The sequence below is a fragment of the Streptomyces sp. NPDC088732 genome, from assembly GCF_044751205.1.
Taxonomy (GTDB): Bacteria; Actinomycetota; Actinomycetes; order Streptomycetales; family Streptomycetaceae; genus Actinacidiphila.
Genome location: NZ_JBIVLI010000018.1, coordinates 140757 through 158298 on the forward strand (window position 1 = coordinate 140757; position 17542 = coordinate 158298).

Consider the following 17542-nt stretch of genomic DNA (forward strand, 5'->3'; position numbering starts at 1 on the left):
CGGGACACTGGCCGTCATGGACACCGCACAGGCGATGCTCACGACGGCCGTCGCCGAGGCCCGCGCGGGCCTCGCGGAGGGCGGCATCCCCATCGGCGCGGCCCTCTATGCCGCGGACGGCAGCACGGTCCTGGGCCGCGGCCACAACCGCCGCGTCCAGGACGGCGACCCGTCGGCGCACGGCGAGACGGCCGCCTTCCGCGCGGCCGGCCGGCAGCGCACCTACCGCGGCACGACGATGGTGACCACGCTGTCGCCGTGCTGGTACTGCAGCGGCCTGGTGCGGCAGTTCGGGATCTCCCGGGTGGTCATCGGCGAGGCCCGCACCTTCCGGGGCGGCCACGACTGGCTGGCGGAGCACGGGGTGGAGATCGTGCTGCTGGACGACCCGGAGTGCGTGCAGCTGATGACGGACTTCATCGGGGCCCGCCCGGACCTGTGGAACGAGGACATCGGCGCATGATCCCCACCATCGACCTCGGCCCCTGGCTCACCGGCGACGCCGCCGCCCGGGCCCGCGTCGCCACCACCGTCGACGAAGCCCTGTGCGCGGCGGGCTTCCTGCTGGTCACCGGGCACGGGGTCGATCCGGGGCTGCGCGCGGCGATCCGGGAGGCCGCCCGCCGCTTCTTCCTGCTGCCCGCCGACGCCAAGCAGCAGTACGCGGTGCGGGTCGGCGGCCGCGGCTGGCTGGGCCCGGGCGCGGAGGCCAATGCCTCCGCGGAGGGCACGCCCACCCCGCCGGACCTGAAGGAATCCTGGTCGTTCGCGGCCGAGCGACCCACCGGCGATCCGGCCGTGGACGCCGAGTGGTTCCTGCCCAACGTCTGGCCGTCCCAGGTGCCCGGGCTGCGCCCGCTGGTGACGGAGTACATCGCGCGGATGCGCGAGCTGTCGGACCGCCTGCTGGAACTGCTCGCCGCCGCGCTGGGCGTGGCACCGGACTTCTTCACCCGGCACACGGGACATCCCACCTGGGGCCTGAACCTCAACTGGTACCCCGGCACCGAGGTCGTCGGGGAGCCCGCGCCGGGCCAGTTCCGGATCGGCCCGCACACCGACTTCGGCACCGTCACCGTGCTCGACCGCCAGCAGGGCAAGGGCGGCCTCCAGGTCCACACCGATGCCGGCGGCTGGCAGGACGCCCCCTGGCACCCGGACGCGTTCACCGTCAACATCGGCGATCTGATGGCCCGCTGGACCGGCGACCGCTGGCGCTCCGGACGGCACCGGGTGCTGCCCCCGCCGGCCGACGCGCCGGCGGAGGAGCTGATGTCGCTGGTCTGGTTCTTCGAGTGCGACCCGGGCACCCGCGTCGTGCCGCTGCCCGCGCCCGTCGGCCGGGTCGCGTACGAGCCGGTGGACTCGCACACGTACCTGAGGGCCAAGCTGGACGCGATCAGCGTGGACTGAGTGATCCCCGCGCGGGCTCAGACGCCCGCGTAGGAGTGCTTGCCGGTGATGAAGATGTTCACGCCGTAGTAGTTGAACAGGAAGCACGCGAAGGCGAGCAGCGCCAGGTAGGCGGCCTTGCGGCCCTTCCAGCCGGCGGTGGCGCGGGCGTGCAGGTAGCAGGCGTAGACGACCCAGGTGATGAAGGACCAGGTCTCCTTGGGGTCCCAGCCCCAGTAGCGGCCCCAGGCCGCCTCGGCCCAGATCGCGCCCGCGATGATCGTGAACGTCCACAGCGGGAAGACCATGGCGTTGACCCGGTACGCGAACTTGTCCAGGCTCGCGGCGGCCGGCAGGCGGTACATGATGCCCGCCCAGGTGCCCTCGGCCTTGCCCGACGCGGCGAGGGCGGTCTCGTAGTGGTCGCGGAGGAGGTAGAGCAGCGTGGCGACCGCGCCCAGGTAGAACACCGCTCCGGAGATGATCGCGCAGGAGACGTGGATCCACAGCCAGTACGAGTGCAGGGCGGGAACCAGCTGGTCGCTGTCGGTGTAGAGGACGGAGACGGCAAGACCCAGGTCGAGCAGGACCGTCGTGGTCAGGATGAGCCCGATCCAGCGGACCTTCTTGCCCAGGGCGAGCAGCACGAGGTACGCGGTGACCGCGACGGCGCCGAAGGTCGTCGAGAACTCGTACATGTTGCCCCACGGCGCGCGCTGCACCGAGACCGCGCGGGCGACGACACTGCCCACGTGCATCGCCCAGGCCAGCGCGGTGAGGGAGATCGCCATCCGGCCGTAGGTGTCCCCCTGCCGGTCGCCGCCGGCGGCGCCGGGTCCGTCCGCGAAGCCCCGGTCGCTGCTGGAGGCACGGGTGACGACCGTGGGCCGCTGCAGGGTGGCGGTGCCGCCGCCCTTGACGGTGACGGTCACCGCGGGCCGGTCCGCGGCGGGTTCGGCGGCGAGCGCGGCGGAGGTCCTGGCGACCTTGCTGCGGCTGCCGAAGACCCACTCCGCGATGTAGGCGAGGAAGGCCAGCGTGTAGACCGCCATCGCCGAGTAGATCAGGTAGTTGCTGATATGGGCGACGTTCTCGTTGACCGCGGCAGCACTGGTCACGCGCGCGCTCCTTCGTCATCGGGCAGGGGGTGTTCTGAGGATTCCGGGTCCGCCGCGGGCAGCAGCGGTGCCGTGGACGTGAGGTCTGCGGCGAGGTCGCCGAGTTCTTCGGCGATCCGCACCGACTCGCTGCGGCCGAGACCGGCGAGCTCGACGACGGTGGTACCGTCCGCGCCGCGCACCGCCCGCACCCACACGCGGCGGCGCTGGATGAACAGCGAACCGGCCAGGCCGAGGATCGCGGACACCGCGCTCACCAGCGCCCAGCCGTTGCCGACCTGGTGGGAGACCTGGAAGCTGGCCCAGGTCTTGACGCCGTCGAAGGTGAGGGTGCCGTCGCCGTTCGGCAGGGTCAGCGTGTCGCCCTGCTTCATGGCCTTGCGGAGGATCTCTCCGCCGGCGTCCTTGAACTGCTTCATGTTGGCCGTGTCGAGCTGGTACACGTTCTGCGGAAGGCCGGCGTCCACGCCCAGGTCGCCGTAGTAGGCGGTGAGGACGAGCGCGGGGTAGTCCAGGGCGGGGAACGTGGAGTGCGGTCCCTGCGTGGCGTTGAGCCCGAAGGTCGGGGTGAACAGGCCGCTGAAGCCGTACTGGATCCGCTTGTCCGCGTGGTTGCGGGCGTCCATCACCTTGATCACGCCGGACGAGGTGAGGTTGCCGTCCTGCGGCAGGAAGGGCACCGGGCCCTCGAAGACCACATTGCCCTTGCCGTCCCGGACGGTGACCGAGGGCGCGTAGCCGTGGCCGATGAGGTAGACCTTCGAGCCGCCGATCTCCAGCGGCTTGTTGACCTCGATCGCCGACGGTGTCCGCTTGCCGTCCGCGCTCGTCCAGTAGTGGATGTGGGCGCGGAAGGTGCGCGGGGTGCCCTTCTCGGGACCGGAGCGGGCGTACGAGGCGGTGAAGCCGTCCAGCTTGAAGCCGAAGCTCGCCAGGTCGTCGGCGTTGTAGAAGGTGCCGGGCTTGAAGTCGTCGTACTGGGTGAGGGTGTTGTTGAAGCCGTCGCCCTCGACGATCAGCTTTCCTCCCTCGGCCTTGAACAGGCCGCCCACCGCGAAGGCGATCAACAGGCCGAACAGGGCCACGTGGAAGAGCAGGTTGCCCGCCTCGCGCAGATAGCCCTTCTCGGAGGCGACCGCTGAATCGGCCGTACGGGTCCGGAAGCGGCGGCCGCGCAGCACCCGCCGTGCCGCTTCGAGCACCTCGTCCGGTTCGGCCGCGGTGCGCCAGGTCGCGTACGCCGGGAGCCGGGTGAGGTTGCGCGGCGGCAGCGGCGGCTTGGCGCGCAGCTGGCCGACGAACTGCCAGCTGCGCGGCACGATGCAGCCGGCGAGCGAGACGAAGAGCAGGATGTAGATCGCCGAGAACCACACCGAGCTGTAGACGTGGAACAGGCCGAGCTTCTCGTACAGGGGCGCCACCGTGGTGTGCGCGTCCTTGAAGTCCTGCGCCTTGACCGCGTCGACGCTGGTCTGCGGGACCAGGGAACCGGGGATCGCGGCCAGCGACAGCAGGAAGAGCAGCACCAGCGCGACCCGCATCGAGGTCAGCTGCCGCCACATCCAGCGCAGCCAGCCCCACACCTCGCGGACGGTCCAGGCGAGCCCGCCGGTGAAGCCGGGCCTGCGCACGCCGCCGAAGGAGCCGGGCACGATCTCGCCCAGGTCCTCCACCGGCGCGGTCGACAGCTGGGCGCCGGCGGCCCCCAGGTCGGCGCCCGTGTCCGCGTCCGGGCCCGCTTCGGCCTCCGCGGGGCGGCCCGGGGCCGCCGTCTCGCTGTTCTTGGAGCTCATGGATCAGATCCCTGGGGTGAAGCCGGTCGTCCAGATCTGCATCTGGTACACGATGTGGTCCCACACGCCGGTGACGAGCAGGACGCCGACGGCGACGAGCATGCCACCGCCGATCCGCATCACCCACACATAGTGGCGCTTGACCCAGCCGAAGGCCCCGAGGGCGCGGCGGAAGGCGAGGGCCGCCGCTATGAACGGCAGCCCGAGACCGAGGCAGTAGACGGCGGTGAGCAGGGCGCCGCGGCCGGCGCTGGCCTCGTTGAACGCGAGCGCGTTGACGGCGGCGAGCGTCGGGCCGATGCAGGGGGTCCAGCCGATACCGAAGAGCACACCGAGCAGCGGTGCTCCCGCCAGACCCATCGTCGGCCTGCGGTGGAAGCGGAACTCGCGCTGGGTGATGCCGCCGACCAGGCCCATGAAGGCCAGTCCGAGGACGATGGTGAGCGCGCCGAGCACCTTGGTGATGACCGTCTTGTGCTCCTGCAGCGTCCAGCCGAAGTTGCCGAACAGCGCGCCGCCGGAGACGAAGACGGCGGTGAAGCCGATGACGAACAGCGAGGCCCCGGCGAGCATCCGCCCGCGCCGCGCCTCGGCGAGGTCGGTGCCGGTGACGCCGGTCACGTACGACAGGTAGCCGGGCACCAGCGGCAGTACGCAGGGGGAGAAGAAGGAGACCAGTCCCCCGAGCAGCGCGACCGGCACGGCGGCGAGCAGAGCGCCGTTGAGCACGGTCTGGTTGGCGGCGACAGCGAGTGTGCTCACGTCACTTCTCCGCGACCACCGGGTCGAGTGCCTTGTGCAGTTCGCCCGCGCTCAGCTCCTTGAGGGCGCGCACCGCGATCTTCCCCTGCCGGTCCAGGATCAGGGTGGATGGAATGGCCTGCGGGTTGAGGCTGCCCTTGGGGAAGCGCAGCAGGAGGTCGCCGGCGGGGTCGTACAGGCTCGGGAAGGGGATGCCGAACTCGTTCTCGAACGCCTTGGCCTGCGCGGTCTGCAGGTCCCGGGTGTTGATGCCGACGAACTCCACGCCTTGGGGCTTGGTCTGCTTCGCGACCTCGGCCAGGTGCGGCGCCTCGGCCCGGCAGGGCGGGCACCAGGAACCCCAGACGTTGACGACGACGACCTTGCCCTTGTAGTCGGCGAGGCTGAGCTGAGCGCCGTCGACGGTCTTGCCGCTCAGTTCGGGGGCGGCCGTCCGGTGCCCCTGCGCGATCGTGGTGATCTCGCCGGTGCCGCCGACGTAGTTGCTGCCGCCGGCGCCGTTGGAGGAGGCCGAGGAGGTCGAGCAGGCCGTGACGGCCAGCGCGAACGCAGCCGCGCCGGCCAGCGCAGCGGTGGTGCGGAGCAAGCGGCGTCGGAGGGCGCGCGTAGGACTCATGTGAAAAGTTTCGCATGTGGTCCCGAGCGATCTTGCGCACCCCCGACACCTTTGCCGAAAGCGGCGAATGCCCCGTATAAACGGCGCCTAATCGCGGTCCGGGGCCCGTCCGGCGAACGCCGCGGTGAACGCCTCCTCGAAGGCCTTGAGGTCGTCGGGCCTGCGGCTGGTCACCAGGACGTTCGGGCCGGTGGGGTCGACCACGACCTCCTGGTCGAGCCAGGTGCCGCCCGCGTTGGTGATGTCCGTGCACAGGCTGGGCCACGAGGTGAGGGTGCGTCCGCGCACCGCGCCGGCCTCGATCAGCAGCCACGGCGCGTGGCAGATCGCGGCGATCGGGCGGCCCTCGTCGAAGAAGTCCTTGGCGAAGCGGACGGCGTCGGGGTCCAGGCGCAGCTGGTCGGGGTTCGCGACCCCGCCGGGGAGCACGAGGCCGTCGAAGTCCACCGAGGCCACCTCTTCGAGGGTGTCGTCCACGGGGAAGGTGCCGGCCTTGTCCAGGTGGTCGAAGGCCTGGACGGTGCCGTGTTCGCGGGAGACGAGCCGCGGGGTGCCGCCGGCCTCCCGCACGGCCCGCCACGGGCTGGTCAGTTCGATCTGCTCGACGCCCTCGGCGGCGACGAGGAAGGCGATCTTCCTGCCCTGCAGCGGTGCGGTCATGGGGTCCCCTTCGGTGCCTGGTCGCGGGTCAGGAGCCGTTCGCCGACGGTTCAGGAGAGGATCGGGGCGGTCCCGGCGGGCGGGAACGCCCCGTTCCGGGGATCGCCTTCCCCGAGCGGATCGGGCGAAACAGACCCCGCGCCGCGGGTGGGGATACGTTCCTGCGCCAGAAACCGCCGCCAGCCGCCGGGAGGCGGCAGGCCCGGCCCGAGGGTGCGCAGCTTCGCCAGCACCGCCGGGTCCTGCACGTCCAGCCAGTCCGCGAACTGCCGGAAGGACACCATGCGGACCTCGTCGTGATCGGCGATCCGCCGCAGCGCGTCCTCCACGGCGTCCATGTAGATGCCGCCGTTCCACCGCTCGAAGTGGTTGCCGATGAACAGCGGCGCCCGGTTGGTCTCGTACGCGCGCAGGAAGCCGGAGAGGTAGGCGTCCCGCGCCTGCCGTTCCCACTCGGGGTAGTTGGCGGGATTGCCGCGGGTGGAGTTCGCCGACTGGTTGGCGAGCATGTTGTAGTCCATCGACAGGACCTCGAAGGAGTGCCCCGGGAAGGGCACCGACTGCAACGGCAGGTTCCACATCCCCAGCAGCCTGCCCGGCCACATCTGGAGGCCGCCCGGGGCGCTCGCGTCGTACCGCCAGCCGAGCCGCGCGGCGGTGGGCAGCAGTCCGCCGCGGCCGAGCAGGCAGGGGGTGCGGCCGCCGGTCAGCTCCCTGCGGTAGTCGAAGGGCAGGGCGGGCAGGTCGTCGAAGCCGGTGTTGGTGCGCCAGTTCTCCACGAAGGAGACCGCCTGCTCGATCTCGCTGCGCCAGTCCGCCGGGGTCCAGCGGCCCACCGAGCCGGAGCCGGCGCAGAAGTGGCCGTTGAAGTGCGTGCCGATCTCGTGCCCCTCCAGCCAGGCCAGCCGCACCTGTTCCAGGGTGGCGCGTACGTGCGTGTCGGAGAGGTAGCCGATGGCGGAGGCCCCGACGGGGTTGTTCGGCGGCCGGTACAGGTGCTTCCTGGACTCCGGGAGCAGGTAGATCCCCGAGAGGAAGAACGTCATCTTCGCGCCGTGGTCGTCGGCGACCTTCCGGAAGCGCGAGAAGAGCCCGTCGTCGAGTTCGCCGGCGCCGTCCCAGGAGAACACCACGAACTGCGGGGGCCGCTGCCCCGGCTCCAGCCGGTCGGGAACCGGCTGGTGCGGCTGCGGGCCGGTGTCGGAAGTGGAACCGTCGCCGATGGGATGGGCGCTGTACGCCGTGCCGGTCGGCCCCGTCCCCCCGCCGGGCGCGCGGCGGCTCCGGGTGTGATCCCTGCCACACCCCGCCAGGCCCGCGGCGGCGGCACCGGCCGCCAGGCCCAGCACTCCACGTCGGCTGATCTCCCGCATTCCGCCCCAATCCCGTGCGCGCAGCGGCCTCCTCGCACTCGTGCCATGGCGAGGGGGCGGGCTCCTCCGTCGCGCGGTGGATTCACCGGGAAAGCGGAGTGATTCGGCCACGGTGGCGGTGCGCGGGTCGCGCTCCGGACGGGACGGACGGCGGGCGCTCGGGACGGCGGGCGGCCGGGGGCACCGGCCGCCCGCCGAGGGGGCTCAGGCCCCGAAGCCCTTGCTGCCGCCCTTGACCGGCTTCGCGCCGGCCAGCAGGTGGGCCGGGACGAGATCGCGGGCGGGTTCGGTGTACCCGACGGAGACGATCTTGTCGTCCTCGTAGGTGAACGTGGTCAGACTGGCCAGGGTGCACTGCCGCTTGCGCGGGTCGTGCCACAGCCGGCGCCGCTCCACGGCACTGCGCACGGTCCAGATCGGCAGCTGGTGGCTGACGCAGACCGCCTCGTGGCCGCGCGCGGCGTCGCGGGCGGCCTCCAGCGCGCTCGTCATCCGCACGACCTGGTCGACGTACGGCTCGCCCCAGCTCGGCCGGAACGGGTTGACCAGGAGCTTCCAGTTCGACGGGCGCCGCAGGGCACCGTCGCCCACGCCGAAGGTCTTGCCCTGGAAGGCGTTGTCCGCCTCGATGAGGCGCTCGTCGCGCGCGACGTCCAGACCGAGCACGGAGGCGATGGGCGCCGCCGTCTCCTGGGCACGCTCCAGCGGGGAGGCCACCACATAGGTGATGTCCCGCCCCGACAGGTGCTCCGCGACCCGGTCGGCCATCTTCCGCCCCAGGTCGGACAGGTGGTAACCGGGCAGGCGCCCGTAGAGGACTCCGCTGGGGTTCTCCACCTCGCCGTGCCGCATCAGGTGGACGACCGTGATCTCGCTCATGCGGCGGCCTCCGCGGCGGCGCGGGCGGCGGCCGGCAGGGCGGCGGCGATCCGCTCGACGGCGGCGTCGTCGTGCGCCGCCGAGACGAACCAGGACTCGAAGGCCGAGGGCGGCAGGTAGACACCCTGCGCCAGCATCGAGTGGAAGAAGGCGGTGAAGCGGTGCGACTCCTGCCGCTTCGCCCCGTCGTAGTCGGTCACGCGACCCTCCGTGAAGAACACGGAGAACATGTTGCCCGCGGTCTGCAGGCTGTGCACGACGCCCTCCTTGGACAGCGCCTCGCTCACCAGGCCGGACACCTCGGCGGCGACCCGGTCCACGGTCGCGTACGCGGCGGCGTCCAGCAGCCGCAGCTGCGCCAGGCCCGCGGCGGTGGCCACCGGGTTCCCCGACAGGGTGCCCGCCTGGTAGACCGGGCCGGCCGGGGCCAGGTGCGCCATGACGTCGGCACGGCCACCGAAGGCCGCGGCGGGGAAGCCGCCGCCCATGACCTTGCCGAAGGTCATCAGGTCGGGGCGGACGCCGTCGATGCCGTACCAGCCGGCCCTCGACACACGGAAGCCGGTCATGACCTCGTCGGAGATGAAGAGCGCGCCGTTCTCCCGGCACAGGTCCGCGAGCCCCTGGTTGAAGCCCTCCGCCGGGGGCACGACGCCCATGTTGCCCGGCGAGGCCTCGGTGATCACGCAGGCGATCTCACCGGGGTGCGCGGCGAAGGCGGCCCGCACCTGGTCGAGGTCGTTGTAGGGCAGCACCAGGGTGTCGCCGGCCTGCGCGCCCGTCACGCCCGGCGTGTCCGGCAACCCGAAAGTGGCAACGCCGGAACCCGCGGCGGCCAGCAGCGCGTCCACATGACCGTGGTAGCACCCCGCGAACTTGATCACCTTGGCCCGGCCGGTGAATCCCCGTGCCAGGCGGATCGCCGACATGGTGGCCTCGGTGCCGGACGACACCAGCCGCACCTGCTCGACCGGCGCGACCCGCGCGACGATCTCCTCGGCGAGTTCCACCTCGCCCTCACCGGGGGTGCCGAAGGAGGTACCGCGGGCGACCGCGGCCTGCACGGCGGCGATCACGTCGGGGTGCGCGTGGCCGAGAATCATCGGTCCCCACGAGCACACGAGATCCACATATTCGCGGCCGTCCGCGTCCTTGAGGTAGGGACCGGAACCGGACACCATGAATCGGGGCGTACCGCCCACGGCGCGAAAGGCGCGAACCGGGCTGTTCACCCCACCAGGGGTCACGGCGGCTGCTCGATCGAACAAGGTCTGAGAAACTGGCGCGTCGTAGGCGTACGGATAGCTCACAAGCACATGCTCTCAAATGCCGGGCGTTGCGCGATGAGGTATCGACCGTGCATCTGAGACGATGATCGGGTTGCGCGGTTGGGTCTGCGGATGGTCGGGTAGTGGAATGCAGCGCGGTGGCGAACGCGGTGGCGATCTGGACGACGGGGGCGACGACCCCGATCCCGAGCACGCCCGTACCACCGGCCGGCGACGCCGGCCGTCAACAGAGCGCGACAAGGCCGTTGAGAAACGCGGGAGCAGGGGTGGCCGAGTGGGGGTGACCTACAAGTACTTCGGCGCACCCGACGGTGCAACCGCCGCGCGGGTCCCCATCTCCATGCGTCCGGAGGAGCTTGGCGGCGACGAACTGGGCCAGGGCATGTACACCAAGGTCAAGCCGGAGACCATGGCCGCCATGGTGCTCACCGGTATCGAGGGCATACCCCCGGCCAAGGTCCCGCCGCTGGAACTCGTCGTCCTGCACCCCGACTACGCCGTCGTCAAGCTGCCCGTCTCCGTCGTGGAGCCGCTGCGCAAGGCCGACGAGGAGGCCCTCGGCGCCGCCGCGTTCATCTGGTCCACCGTCCCCGACCGGCGCGGTCCGCGGGACGCCTTCATGATCTACAAGATGCTCCACGAGTGGCAGGACTTCGCCCAGCGCTGCCACGAGAGCGGGCACCAGCTGTACTGCCTCGTCTGGCCCTGAGCCCCCGGATACGCGAAAGGCCCGGCCGACGTCGCTACGACGTCGGCCGGGCCTTCGCGCGTGGGTCAGTTGGCGGGGGTGGACTCCACCGGAGCCGGGGCGGGCGCCTCGGCGGGGGCCGCCGGAGCGGCGGGGGCGGCAGCCTCGACCGGAGCGGCGGGGGCCGCAGCCTCGACGGGGGCCGGAGCCGCGACCGGCGCGGGCGCCTCGACGGGAGCCGCGGGGGCGGCGACCGGGGCCGGGGCCTCGGCCGGGACCGCCGGGGCCGCAACGGGCGCGGCAGGCACGGCGGGAGCCACGGCGGCGGCAGCCGCAGCGGCGGCCGCTGCTGCGGCGGCGGCCTCCTCGACGGCCTTGGCCTCGGCGGCCTCCTCGGCCTCGATCTCCGCGGTGTGCTTGGCCACGAACGCCTCGCCCAGGACCTCGCTGGCCTCCTTGAGGTGGTCGAGCTCCACCTCGCCGTTCTCGGCGACGTGGCCCTCCAGGGCCTCGAACATCCTCTCCACCGGCTCGTGCGAGCCGCCGAGGCGCTGCTCGGCGTAGACCGCGACGCCCAGCTTCAGGAAGAGCTCGGCCGTGCGGCGGTTGACGGTGAAGTCGTGGATGGCGTCACCGCCCGCGTCAAAGCCCTTCTCGATGACCTCGAATGCCTTCTTGATGAGACTCACGCTGTGCTCCCCTGCACGTGCCTGTCGGCCGACTGCCTGACTGTGACCTGATCTGACCTGTACTGACCCGAACTGCGCAATGCTGTAAGGCAACTGACCGAACGGGCCGGTCCGCGCCGACCCTATGGCAGTTCCCCGGCCGATGGGCAGTCGCCCCGGTCCCAATCCGTCGCCGGTGCGGAGGCCTTGACGGGGCGCCGGACGTCACGCCCGGTGCGACGCCGCCGCGCACTGCTCCCGCGTGATCGCCGAGCCCCGTACCGGCTGCCCGTGCGCGGGCGCCGTCGCCGTACGCTCGAAGGCCATGCCGAGCTCGGCCATGACGCGGGCGGAGGCGTGGCGGTCGACACGGCAGATGCTCACGAGCCGGTCCGGCCCGGCCCCGGCGAAGGCGAACTCCGTTGCCGACGGGCGGCTTCGGTCGCGCGACCGCGGCCCCGGCGGGCCCGTCCCCGGACGGACCCCGGGCAGGAAGGCCGGCACCGTCAGCGCGGTCCGGCCCTGCCCTGCCCGCGAGTTCATCCGTGCCGCGGACCTCGACTTCGGGGTACGGGCCGAGCCGGCCCCGAGGAAGCGCATGACCTCCGGATCCGCGTCCTGTCCCGCCGTGCCCGCAGGCGCAGCCCCGGCGTCAGCCGTTCACTGCGGTCGCGCGGCGTGCGTCCGCACAGCGTCGCGCAGTTGGCGCGGGGAGGGGTTGACCATGGCGCGGCCGGCGACGGTCACCGTGGGCACGGTCTCGTTGCCGCCGGCGACGGAGCGGACGAAGGCCGCGCCGTCCGGGTCCCGCCAGATGTTGACCTTGGAGTGGCGCAGCCGGGTCACGAACAAGTAGAGCCGCAGCCGCATGCAGTAGGGGCAGCCGGGCCGCCAGTACACGACGACCCCGTCGTCGCCGTGCGCTTCCGCTCCGGTCATGCTTCCCCGCTCACCAGGCGTGGCAGCCGCGTACCGTGCAGCCACGGTTGGAACACCAGCGCGTCCAGGTCGCGGTCGCTGTGCCGGTGGGCCAGTGCGATGAACTGGTCGGTGGTCACGCTGCCATGGCGGTGCGTCCTGGTCCAGTCCTGTGCCAGCGCGAAGAAGGCGGCGTCGCCCATGGCGGTGCGCAGCGCGTGCAGGGTGAGCGCGCCGCGCTTGTACACCCGGTCGTCGAACATGCGCCGTACGCCGGGGTCGGACAGGCGCAGGTCCTGCGGCAGGGAGGCGAGCCGGGCGTGCGTGCGGGCGGCGTGGCGGGCGGCGGGTATGCCGCCGGAGACCTCCGACCAGAGCCACTCGGCATAGGCGGCGAAGCCCTCGTTGAGCCAGATGTGCTGCCAGTCGGCGATGCTGACGCTGTTGCCGAACCACTGGTGGGCGAGCTCGTGGGCGACGAGGCGCTCGAAGCCGCGCCGGCCGTCGACGTGGTTGCGGCCGAAGATGGACAGCGCCTGCGCCTCGACGGGGACGTCGAGCTCCTCGTCGACCACCACGACCGCGTACTCGGCGAACGGGTAGGGACCGAACATCCCCGTGAAGGCCCTCATCATCTCCGGCTGCCGGCCGAAGTCGTGGCCGAAGTCCGCCACCAGCGCCGCGGGGACGGCGGCGGGCTGCGGCACCTCGCCGCCGATGTGGTCGATCAGCTCGTACGCGCCGATCTGGACGGTCGCCAGGTACGTCGGCATCGGCTCGGCCTGCTCGTACACCCAGGTCGTGCTCGAGGCGCCGACCCGGTACGACTCCAGGCTGCCGTTGGCCACGACCGCGTACGCCGACGGCGCGGCCACCGTGATCCGGTAGCTGGCCTTGTCGCCGAGGTGGTCGTTGCAGGGGAACCAGGAGGGCGCGCCGATCGGCTGGCTGGCGACGAGGGCGCCGTCCTCCAGCTGCTCCCAGCCGAGGTCGCCCCAGTCGCGGGTGCGCACCGGCCGGGGGTTGCCGACGTAGCGGACCTCGATCTCGAACGGGCCGGCCGGCAGCGTCTTCAGCGGCTTGATCCGCAGCTTGCCCGCCCGGTGGCTGTAGCGGCACGGCCGGCCGTCGACGAGGACCCGGTCCAGTCGGAACGGGCCGAGGTCGAGGCTCAGCCCGGACAGCGCGCGGGTGGCGACCGCCGAGATCCGCGCGCGGCCCGACAGCCGGTTGGCCGCCGGGCGGTAGTCGAGCTCGAGGTCGTAGTGGGCGACCTGGTAGCCGCCGTTGCCGTGCTCGGGGAAGTAGGAGTCGGCGGACACGTCCGCCCCCGGCGTGGCGGGGACGCCCTCCCCGCCACGCACGCGCTTGCCGTTGCTCACCCTCTGCGGGCCCCCTCTGTGTGCCAGGCGGAGATCGGGTTGCCCAGCCACCGGGTGTCCTCGGGAACGCTCTCCCCGCGCATGACCAGCGAGGCCGGGCCGATCGTGGTGCGCGCGCCGACGGTCGCCCCGGGCAGCACGATGCCGTGCGGGCCGAGCGTGGCGCCCGGCTCCAGGACGACCTCGTCCATGCGCATGATCCGATCGTGGAACAGGTGCGTCTGCACGACGCAGCCGCGGTTGACGGTGGCGCCGTCACCGACCCTGACCAGGTCGGCCTCCGGCAGCCAGTACGTCTCGCACCATACGCCCCGCCCGATCCCGGCCCCCATGGTCCGCAGCCACAGGCTCATCAGCGGGGTGCCGCCGAGCGCGCCGACCGCCCACGGCACGGCCAGCACCTCGACGAAGGTGTCGGCCAGTTCGTTGCGCCAGACGAACGAGCTCCACAGCGGCCGCTCGACCGCCCGGAACCGCCCGACCAGCAGCCACTTCGCCTCGATGGCCACCGCGCACGCCACCGCGCCCGCGGCGGTCAGCAGCAGCCCTCCGGCGAGCAGCGCCACCACGACGCCGAACCGGCTCGCCAGCACGGCGTACCCGGCCAGCAGCAGCACGGCCAGCGCGGCCGCGCACATCAGCGGGACGACGCGGCACAGCTCGACGGCCCCGCGGGCGATCACCAGGTGCCGGGGCGGCGCGAAGGTGCGGCTCTGGTCGGCGGCCTCGGGGGTGCGCGGCAGCTTCATCGGCGGCATGCCGAGGTAGGAGCTGCCCGCCTTGGCGCCCTTGGGGGTCGACGAGAGCACACCGACCAGGCCGTTCTTGGGCACCGAGCGGCCGGGGGCGGTCATGCCGGAGTTGCCGAGGAAGGCCCGCTTGCCGATCCGGGCACCGGCGATGCGCATCCAGCCGCCGCCCAGCTCGTAGGAGCCGACCATGGTGTCGTCGGCCAGGAAGGCGCCGTCGCCGACGGTGGTCATCGAGGGCAGCGCGAGCACGGTCGAGGCCTCGACGCGGCTGCCGACCTTCATGCCCAGCGCCCGCAGCCACACAGGCGTGAACAGGCTCGCGTAGAACGGGAACAGGTGCCCGCGGGCCATGTCCATGAGGCGTTCGGTCGCCCACGCCTGCCAGGCGACCCGGCTGTGCACGGGGTGGTGCCCCTCGCGCAGCCCGAGGCCGAGCAGCCGTACGCCGCCCAGCACCAGCAGCGCGTACGTCAGCAGCCAGGCGAGCGTGGCGAGCGGCACGGCGGAGAGCGCGGCGCCCAGGGAGGCGTGCCCGGCACCGCGCAGGAAGGCGGCGAGGACGAGCACGGCGGGGACCGCGGCCGCGGTCGGCAGCAGACCGAGCGCGAACGAGGCCAGCTCGTAGGCGAGCGCCCAGCGCCGCCTGCGCGGCGGCCGGCTGTCGGGCCAGCGGTGGGACGCCTTGCCGCTGCGGGTCGCGGGCACGCCCGCCCAGCGCTGCCCGGCGGGGACGGCGCCCTTCACTCCGGAGCCCGGCGCGATCTCGGCGCGCTTGCCGACCCGGGCCCCGGGGAAGAGCGTGGAGCGCGAGCCCACGGTGGCCCCGGCACCGATCCGGATCTTGCCGATGTGCAGCAGGTCGCCGTCCACCCAGTGGCCGGCGAGATCCACCTCGGGTTCGACGGCGCTGCCCCGGCCGAGCTTGAGCAGGCCGGTCAGCGGCGGCAGGGAGTGCAGGTCGGCGCCGTCGCCGATGCGGGCGCCCAGGGCCCGCGCGTAGTGGGTCAGCCAGGCGCCGGTCAGCTGGGTGGCGCCGCTGAAGTGGGCGAGGCGTTCCGCCGTCCACAGCCGCAGGTGCACGCCTCCGCCGCGGGGGTACGTTCCCGGGCGCACGCCGCGCAGCAGCAGCCGGGCGCCGCCCGCGGAGATCGCCAGGCGGCCCGCCGGGCTGATGAGCAGCGCCCACCCGGCGGCGATCCCCCACCAGGACACCGCGGGCACGCCGATGGGGGCGCCGAGCAGCGTCAGCACGTTGCCGACGGCGGCGGCCACCACACCCCAGCGCAGTCCGGCCACGGTGAGCAGCGGCAGCATCAGGGCGAGCTGCACGGCGGCCGCGCGCCGGGGCACCGGCGCGATGGTGCGCGCCGCGGTGCGGCGGGCGTCGGCCTCGTCCAGCCGGGCGGCGAGACCGGCGAGCGTGGGGTTCTGGTAGATGTCGCTGACCGAGGCGCTGGGGACGCGGCTGCGCAGCTGCGAGACCAGCCGGGCGGCGGTGAGGCTGCCGCCGCCGAGCGCGAAGAAGTCCGCGTCGGGGCCGGTGGCGGGCGCGCCGAGGATCTCGCCCCACTGCTCGGCGAGCCAGGTCTCGGTCGCGGTGAGGTCGCCGGGCAGCGCCGCCGCGGCGTCGAGCGCGGGCAGCGGCCAGGGCAGCGCGTCGCGGTCGACCTTGCCGGAGGTGCGGGTCGGCAGCGTGTCGACGACGGCGATCAGCGGCACGAGGGCGGCGGGCAGCGCCTCGCGCAGCCGGGCCAGCGCGTCCGTCTGGTCGAAGGCGTCGGTGCCGGCGACGTAGCCGACGAGGATCTGGTTGCCGGCCCGGGTGGTGCGGACGGCGGCCGCGGCGCCCGCGACCTCGGGCAGCGCCTGGAGCGCGGCATCGATCTCGCCGAGTTCGATGCGGCGGCCGCCGAGCTTGATCTGCTCGTCGGCGCGGCCCATGAAGAGCAGGCCCTCGGGCTCGGCGCGGACCAGGTCGCCGCTGCGGTAGGCGCGCTCCCAGTTCAGGGAGGGCAGGGGGGCGTACTTCTCGGCGTCCTTGGCCGCGTCCAGGTAGCGGGCCAGGCCGACGCCGCCGATGACCAGTTCGCCGGTGGCGCCCATGGGCAGCGGCACGCCGGCGGTGTCCACCACGGCCAGTTCCCAGCCGTCCAGCGGCAGCCCGATGCGGACCGGGCCCTCGCCGGTGAGCTGGGCGGCGCAGGCGACGACGGTGGCCTCGGTGGGGCCGTAGGTGTTCCACACCTCGCGGCCCTCGACGGCCATGCGCTCGGCGAGCTCGGGCGGGCAGGCCTCGCCGCCGAAGATCAGCAGGCGGACGTCGTCCAGGGCCTCGATGGGCCACAGGGCGGCCAGCGTCGGCACGGTGGAGACCACGGTGATGCCCTGCTCGACCAGCCAGGGGCCGAGGTCCAGCCCGGTACGGACGAGGGAGCGCGGCGCGGGCACCAGGCAGGCGCCGTGCCGCCACGCCAGCCACATCTCCTCGCAGGAGGCGTCGAAGGCCACCGACAGGCCGGCCAGCACCCGGTCGCCGGGCCCCAGCGGCTCCTCGGTGAGGAAGAGCCGGGCCTCGGCGTCGACGAAGGCGGCGGCGGAGCGGTGGGTGACGGCGACGCCCTTGGGCTTGCCGGTGGAGCCGGAGGTGAAGATGATCCACGCGTCGTCGCCGGGCCCGGGGCGGCGGCCCGGTTCGCCGCGGGGCGCGGCGTGCGGGGTGACCGTGCGGTGCTCGCCGATGACGGCGCAGACGCCGGCCTCGGAGAAGACCAGCTCGGCGCGCTCGTCGGGGTCCTCGGCGTCGACGGGCACGTAGGCGGCGCCCGCGGCCAGGACGGCGAGGATCGACACGTACAGGTCGACGGTGCCCGAGGGAACACGGACGCCGACCCGGTCGCCGGCGCCGATCCCGGCGTCGGCCAGGCGGCGGCGCAGCCGCTCGGTCTCGGCGGCCAGCGCGCGGTAGCTCAGCGCGGTGGTGCCGTCGTCGACGGCGGCCGCGGCGGGGTGCGCGCGGGCCGTGGCGGCCAGGATGTCCAGCAGGGTGCGCTCCGCGGCGGCGTCGCCGGCGCGGAAGAGCGCCGGTACGGGCTCGTCCGGCGCGGCGTCGGCGCCGTGGAGGGCGTCGTCCAGCAGGGGCAGCTGCGGGAGCGGTGAGTCGACGAGTGTCACGCGTGGCTCCCCGGCTCGGGCGAACCGGACACCGGTGGTGCGGCGAAGCACGCTCCAAACAGGTCGATCCGGTCACTCATG

Annotated in this window: 16 protein-coding genes; 3 read left to right on the forward strand and 13 right to left on the reverse strand. The window is 73.1% G+C overall.

Annotation, left to right across the window (positions count from 1 at the left end):
• Nucleotides 1-16 precede the first annotated feature (16 nt).
• On the forward strand, nucleotides 17-463 hold the full coding sequence (locus ACIP9H_RS28710; RefSeq protein WP_401961532.1) for a nucleoside deaminase: 447 nt from the start codon (nucleotides 17-19) through the stop codon (nucleotides 461-463).
• Nucleotides 460-1413, forward strand: a complete 954-nt coding sequence (locus ACIP9H_RS28715) for an isopenicillin N synthase family dioxygenase (protein ID WP_401961533.1) — start codon at nucleotides 460-462, stop codon at nucleotides 1411-1413. The genes ACIP9H_RS28710 and ACIP9H_RS28715 overlap by 4 nt, the downstream gene beginning before the upstream one ends.
• Nucleotides 1414-1430: 17 nt before the next feature.
• On the opposite strand, the gene ccsB is transcribed toward ACIP9H_RS28715, so the two are convergent.
• From ccsB to hemL, 8 genes are all read right to left on the reverse strand, one after another.
• Entirely contained in the window at nucleotides 1431-2510 is a 1080-nt protein-coding gene (ccsB, locus tag ACIP9H_RS28720) for a c-type cytochrome biogenesis protein CcsB (protein ID WP_401595929.1), read from the reverse strand.
• Nucleotides 2507-4303, reverse strand: a complete 1797-nt coding sequence (locus ACIP9H_RS28725; protein ID WP_401595926.1) for a cytochrome c biogenesis protein ResB — start codon at nucleotides 4301-4303, stop codon at nucleotides 2507-2509. Before ACIP9H_RS28725 ends, ccsB begins: the two co-directional genes overlap by 4 nt.
• A 3-nt stretch (nucleotides 4304-4306) precedes the next feature.
• Nucleotides 4307-5065: a cytochrome c biogenesis CcdA family protein gene (locus ACIP9H_RS28730; RefSeq protein ID WP_401595923.1), complete on the reverse strand. Its 759-nt coding sequence runs from the start codon at nucleotides 5063-5065 to the stop codon at nucleotides 4307-4309.
• Nucleotide 5066: 1 nt separating this feature from the next.
• Nucleotides 5067-5681, reverse strand: coding sequence for a TlpA family protein disulfide reductase (locus ACIP9H_RS28735; RefSeq protein WP_401595920.1), 615 nt, complete (start codon nucleotides 5679-5681; stop codon nucleotides 5067-5069).
• A gap of 87 nt (nucleotides 5682-5768) precedes the next feature.
• Nucleotides 5769-6341, reverse strand: coding sequence for a type 1 glutamine amidotransferase domain-containing protein (locus ACIP9H_RS28740; protein WP_401961538.1), 573 nt, complete (start codon nucleotides 6339-6341; stop codon nucleotides 5769-5771).
• 50 nt (nucleotides 6342-6391) lie between these two features.
• The gene (locus tag ACIP9H_RS28745) at nucleotides 6392-7714 is read right to left on the reverse strand and encodes a hypothetical protein (protein WP_401595915.1); all 1323 of its coding nucleotides are present in this window, start codon (nucleotides 7712-7714) and stop codon (nucleotides 6392-6394) included.
• A gap of 204 nt (nucleotides 7715-7918) precedes the next feature.
• The gene (locus tag ACIP9H_RS28750) at nucleotides 7919-8593 is read right to left on the reverse strand and encodes a histidine phosphatase family protein (protein ID WP_401595913.1); all 675 of its coding nucleotides are present in this window, start codon (nucleotides 8591-8593) and stop codon (nucleotides 7919-7921) included.
• Nucleotides 8590-9903, reverse strand: coding sequence for a glutamate-1-semialdehyde 2,1-aminomutase (gene hemL, locus ACIP9H_RS28755; RefSeq protein WP_401595910.1), 1314 nt, complete (start codon nucleotides 9901-9903; stop codon nucleotides 8590-8592). The genes ACIP9H_RS28750 and hemL overlap by 4 nt, the downstream gene beginning before the upstream one ends.
• A 106-nt stretch (nucleotides 9904-10009) precedes the next feature.
• Between hemL and ACIP9H_RS28760 the strand changes: the two genes are divergently transcribed.
• Entirely contained in the window at nucleotides 10010-10591 is a 582-nt protein-coding gene (locus tag ACIP9H_RS28760; RefSeq protein WP_401961542.1) for a hypothetical protein, read from the forward strand.
• Nucleotides 10592-10656: 65 nt separating this feature from the next.
• Here the strand turns inward: ACIP9H_RS28760 and ACIP9H_RS28765 are convergent, their stop codons facing one another.
• From ACIP9H_RS28765 to ACIP9H_RS28785, 5 genes are all read right to left on the reverse strand, one after another.
• On the reverse strand, nucleotides 10657-11259 hold the full coding sequence (locus tag ACIP9H_RS28765) for a hypothetical protein (protein WP_401961545.1): 603 nt from the start codon (nucleotides 11257-11259) through the stop codon (nucleotides 10657-10659).
• A 204-nt stretch (nucleotides 11260-11463) separates the two neighbouring features.
• Nucleotides 11464-11622 (reverse strand): hypothetical protein, encoded by a 159-nt coding sequence (locus ACIP9H_RS28770; protein WP_401961547.1) that lies wholly within the window; start codon nucleotides 11620-11622, stop codon nucleotides 11464-11466.
• Between the two features lie 276 nt (nucleotides 11623-11898).
• Entirely contained in the window at nucleotides 11899-12177 is a 279-nt protein-coding gene (locus ACIP9H_RS28775) for a glutaredoxin domain-containing protein (RefSeq protein ID WP_401961549.1), read from the reverse strand.
• Entirely contained in the window at nucleotides 12174-13538 is a 1365-nt protein-coding gene (locus ACIP9H_RS28780; protein WP_401961551.1) for a M1 family metallopeptidase, read from the reverse strand. Before ACIP9H_RS28780 ends, ACIP9H_RS28775 begins: the two co-directional genes overlap by 4 nt.
• A complete protein-coding gene (locus tag ACIP9H_RS28785) occupies nucleotides 13535-17461 on the reverse strand; it encodes a Pls/PosA family non-ribosomal peptide synthetase (RefSeq protein WP_401595892.1) in 3927 nt (1308 codons plus the stop codon). The genes ACIP9H_RS28780 and ACIP9H_RS28785 overlap by 4 nt, the downstream gene beginning before the upstream one ends.
• Nucleotides 17462-17542: the final 81 nt, after the last annotated feature.

Excerpts from the sequence above, each read along its gene's own strand:
- ACIP9H_RS28745 (WP_401595915.1), bottom strand. The coding sequence starts at position 7,714 with ATGCGGGAGATCAGCCGACGTGGAGTGCTGGGCCTGGCGGCCGGTGCC.
- ACIP9H_RS28715 (WP_401961533.1), top strand. The coding sequence starts at position 460 with ATGATCCCCACCATCGACCTCGGCCCCTGGCTCACCGGCGACGCCGCC.
- ACIP9H_RS28750 (WP_401595913.1), bottom strand. The coding sequence starts at position 8,593 with ATGAGCGAGATCACGGTCGTCCACCTGATGCGGCACGGCGAGGTGGAG.
- ACIP9H_RS28775 (WP_401961549.1), bottom strand. The coding sequence starts at position 12,177 with ATGACCGGAGCGGAAGCGCACGGCGACGACGGGGTCGTCGTGTACTGG.
- ACIP9H_RS28760 (WP_401961542.1), top strand. The coding sequence starts at position 10,010 with ATGCAGCGCGGTGGCGAACGCGGTGGCGATCTGGACGACGGGGGCGAC.
- ACIP9H_RS28725 (WP_401595926.1), bottom strand. The coding sequence starts at position 4,303 with ATGAGCTCCAAGAACAGCGAGACGGCGGCCCCGGGCCGCCCCGCGGAG.
- ACIP9H_RS28735 (WP_401595920.1), bottom strand. The coding sequence starts at position 5,681 with ATGAGTCCTACGCGCGCCCTCCGACGCCGCTTGCTCCGCACCACCGCT.
- ACIP9H_RS28740 (WP_401961538.1), bottom strand. The coding sequence starts at position 6,341 with ATGACCGCACCGCTGCAGGGCAGGAAGATCGCCTTCCTCGTCGCCGCC.
- ACIP9H_RS28710 (WP_401961532.1), top strand. The coding sequence starts at position 17 with ATGGACACCGCACAGGCGATGCTCACGACGGCCGTCGCCGAGGCCCGC.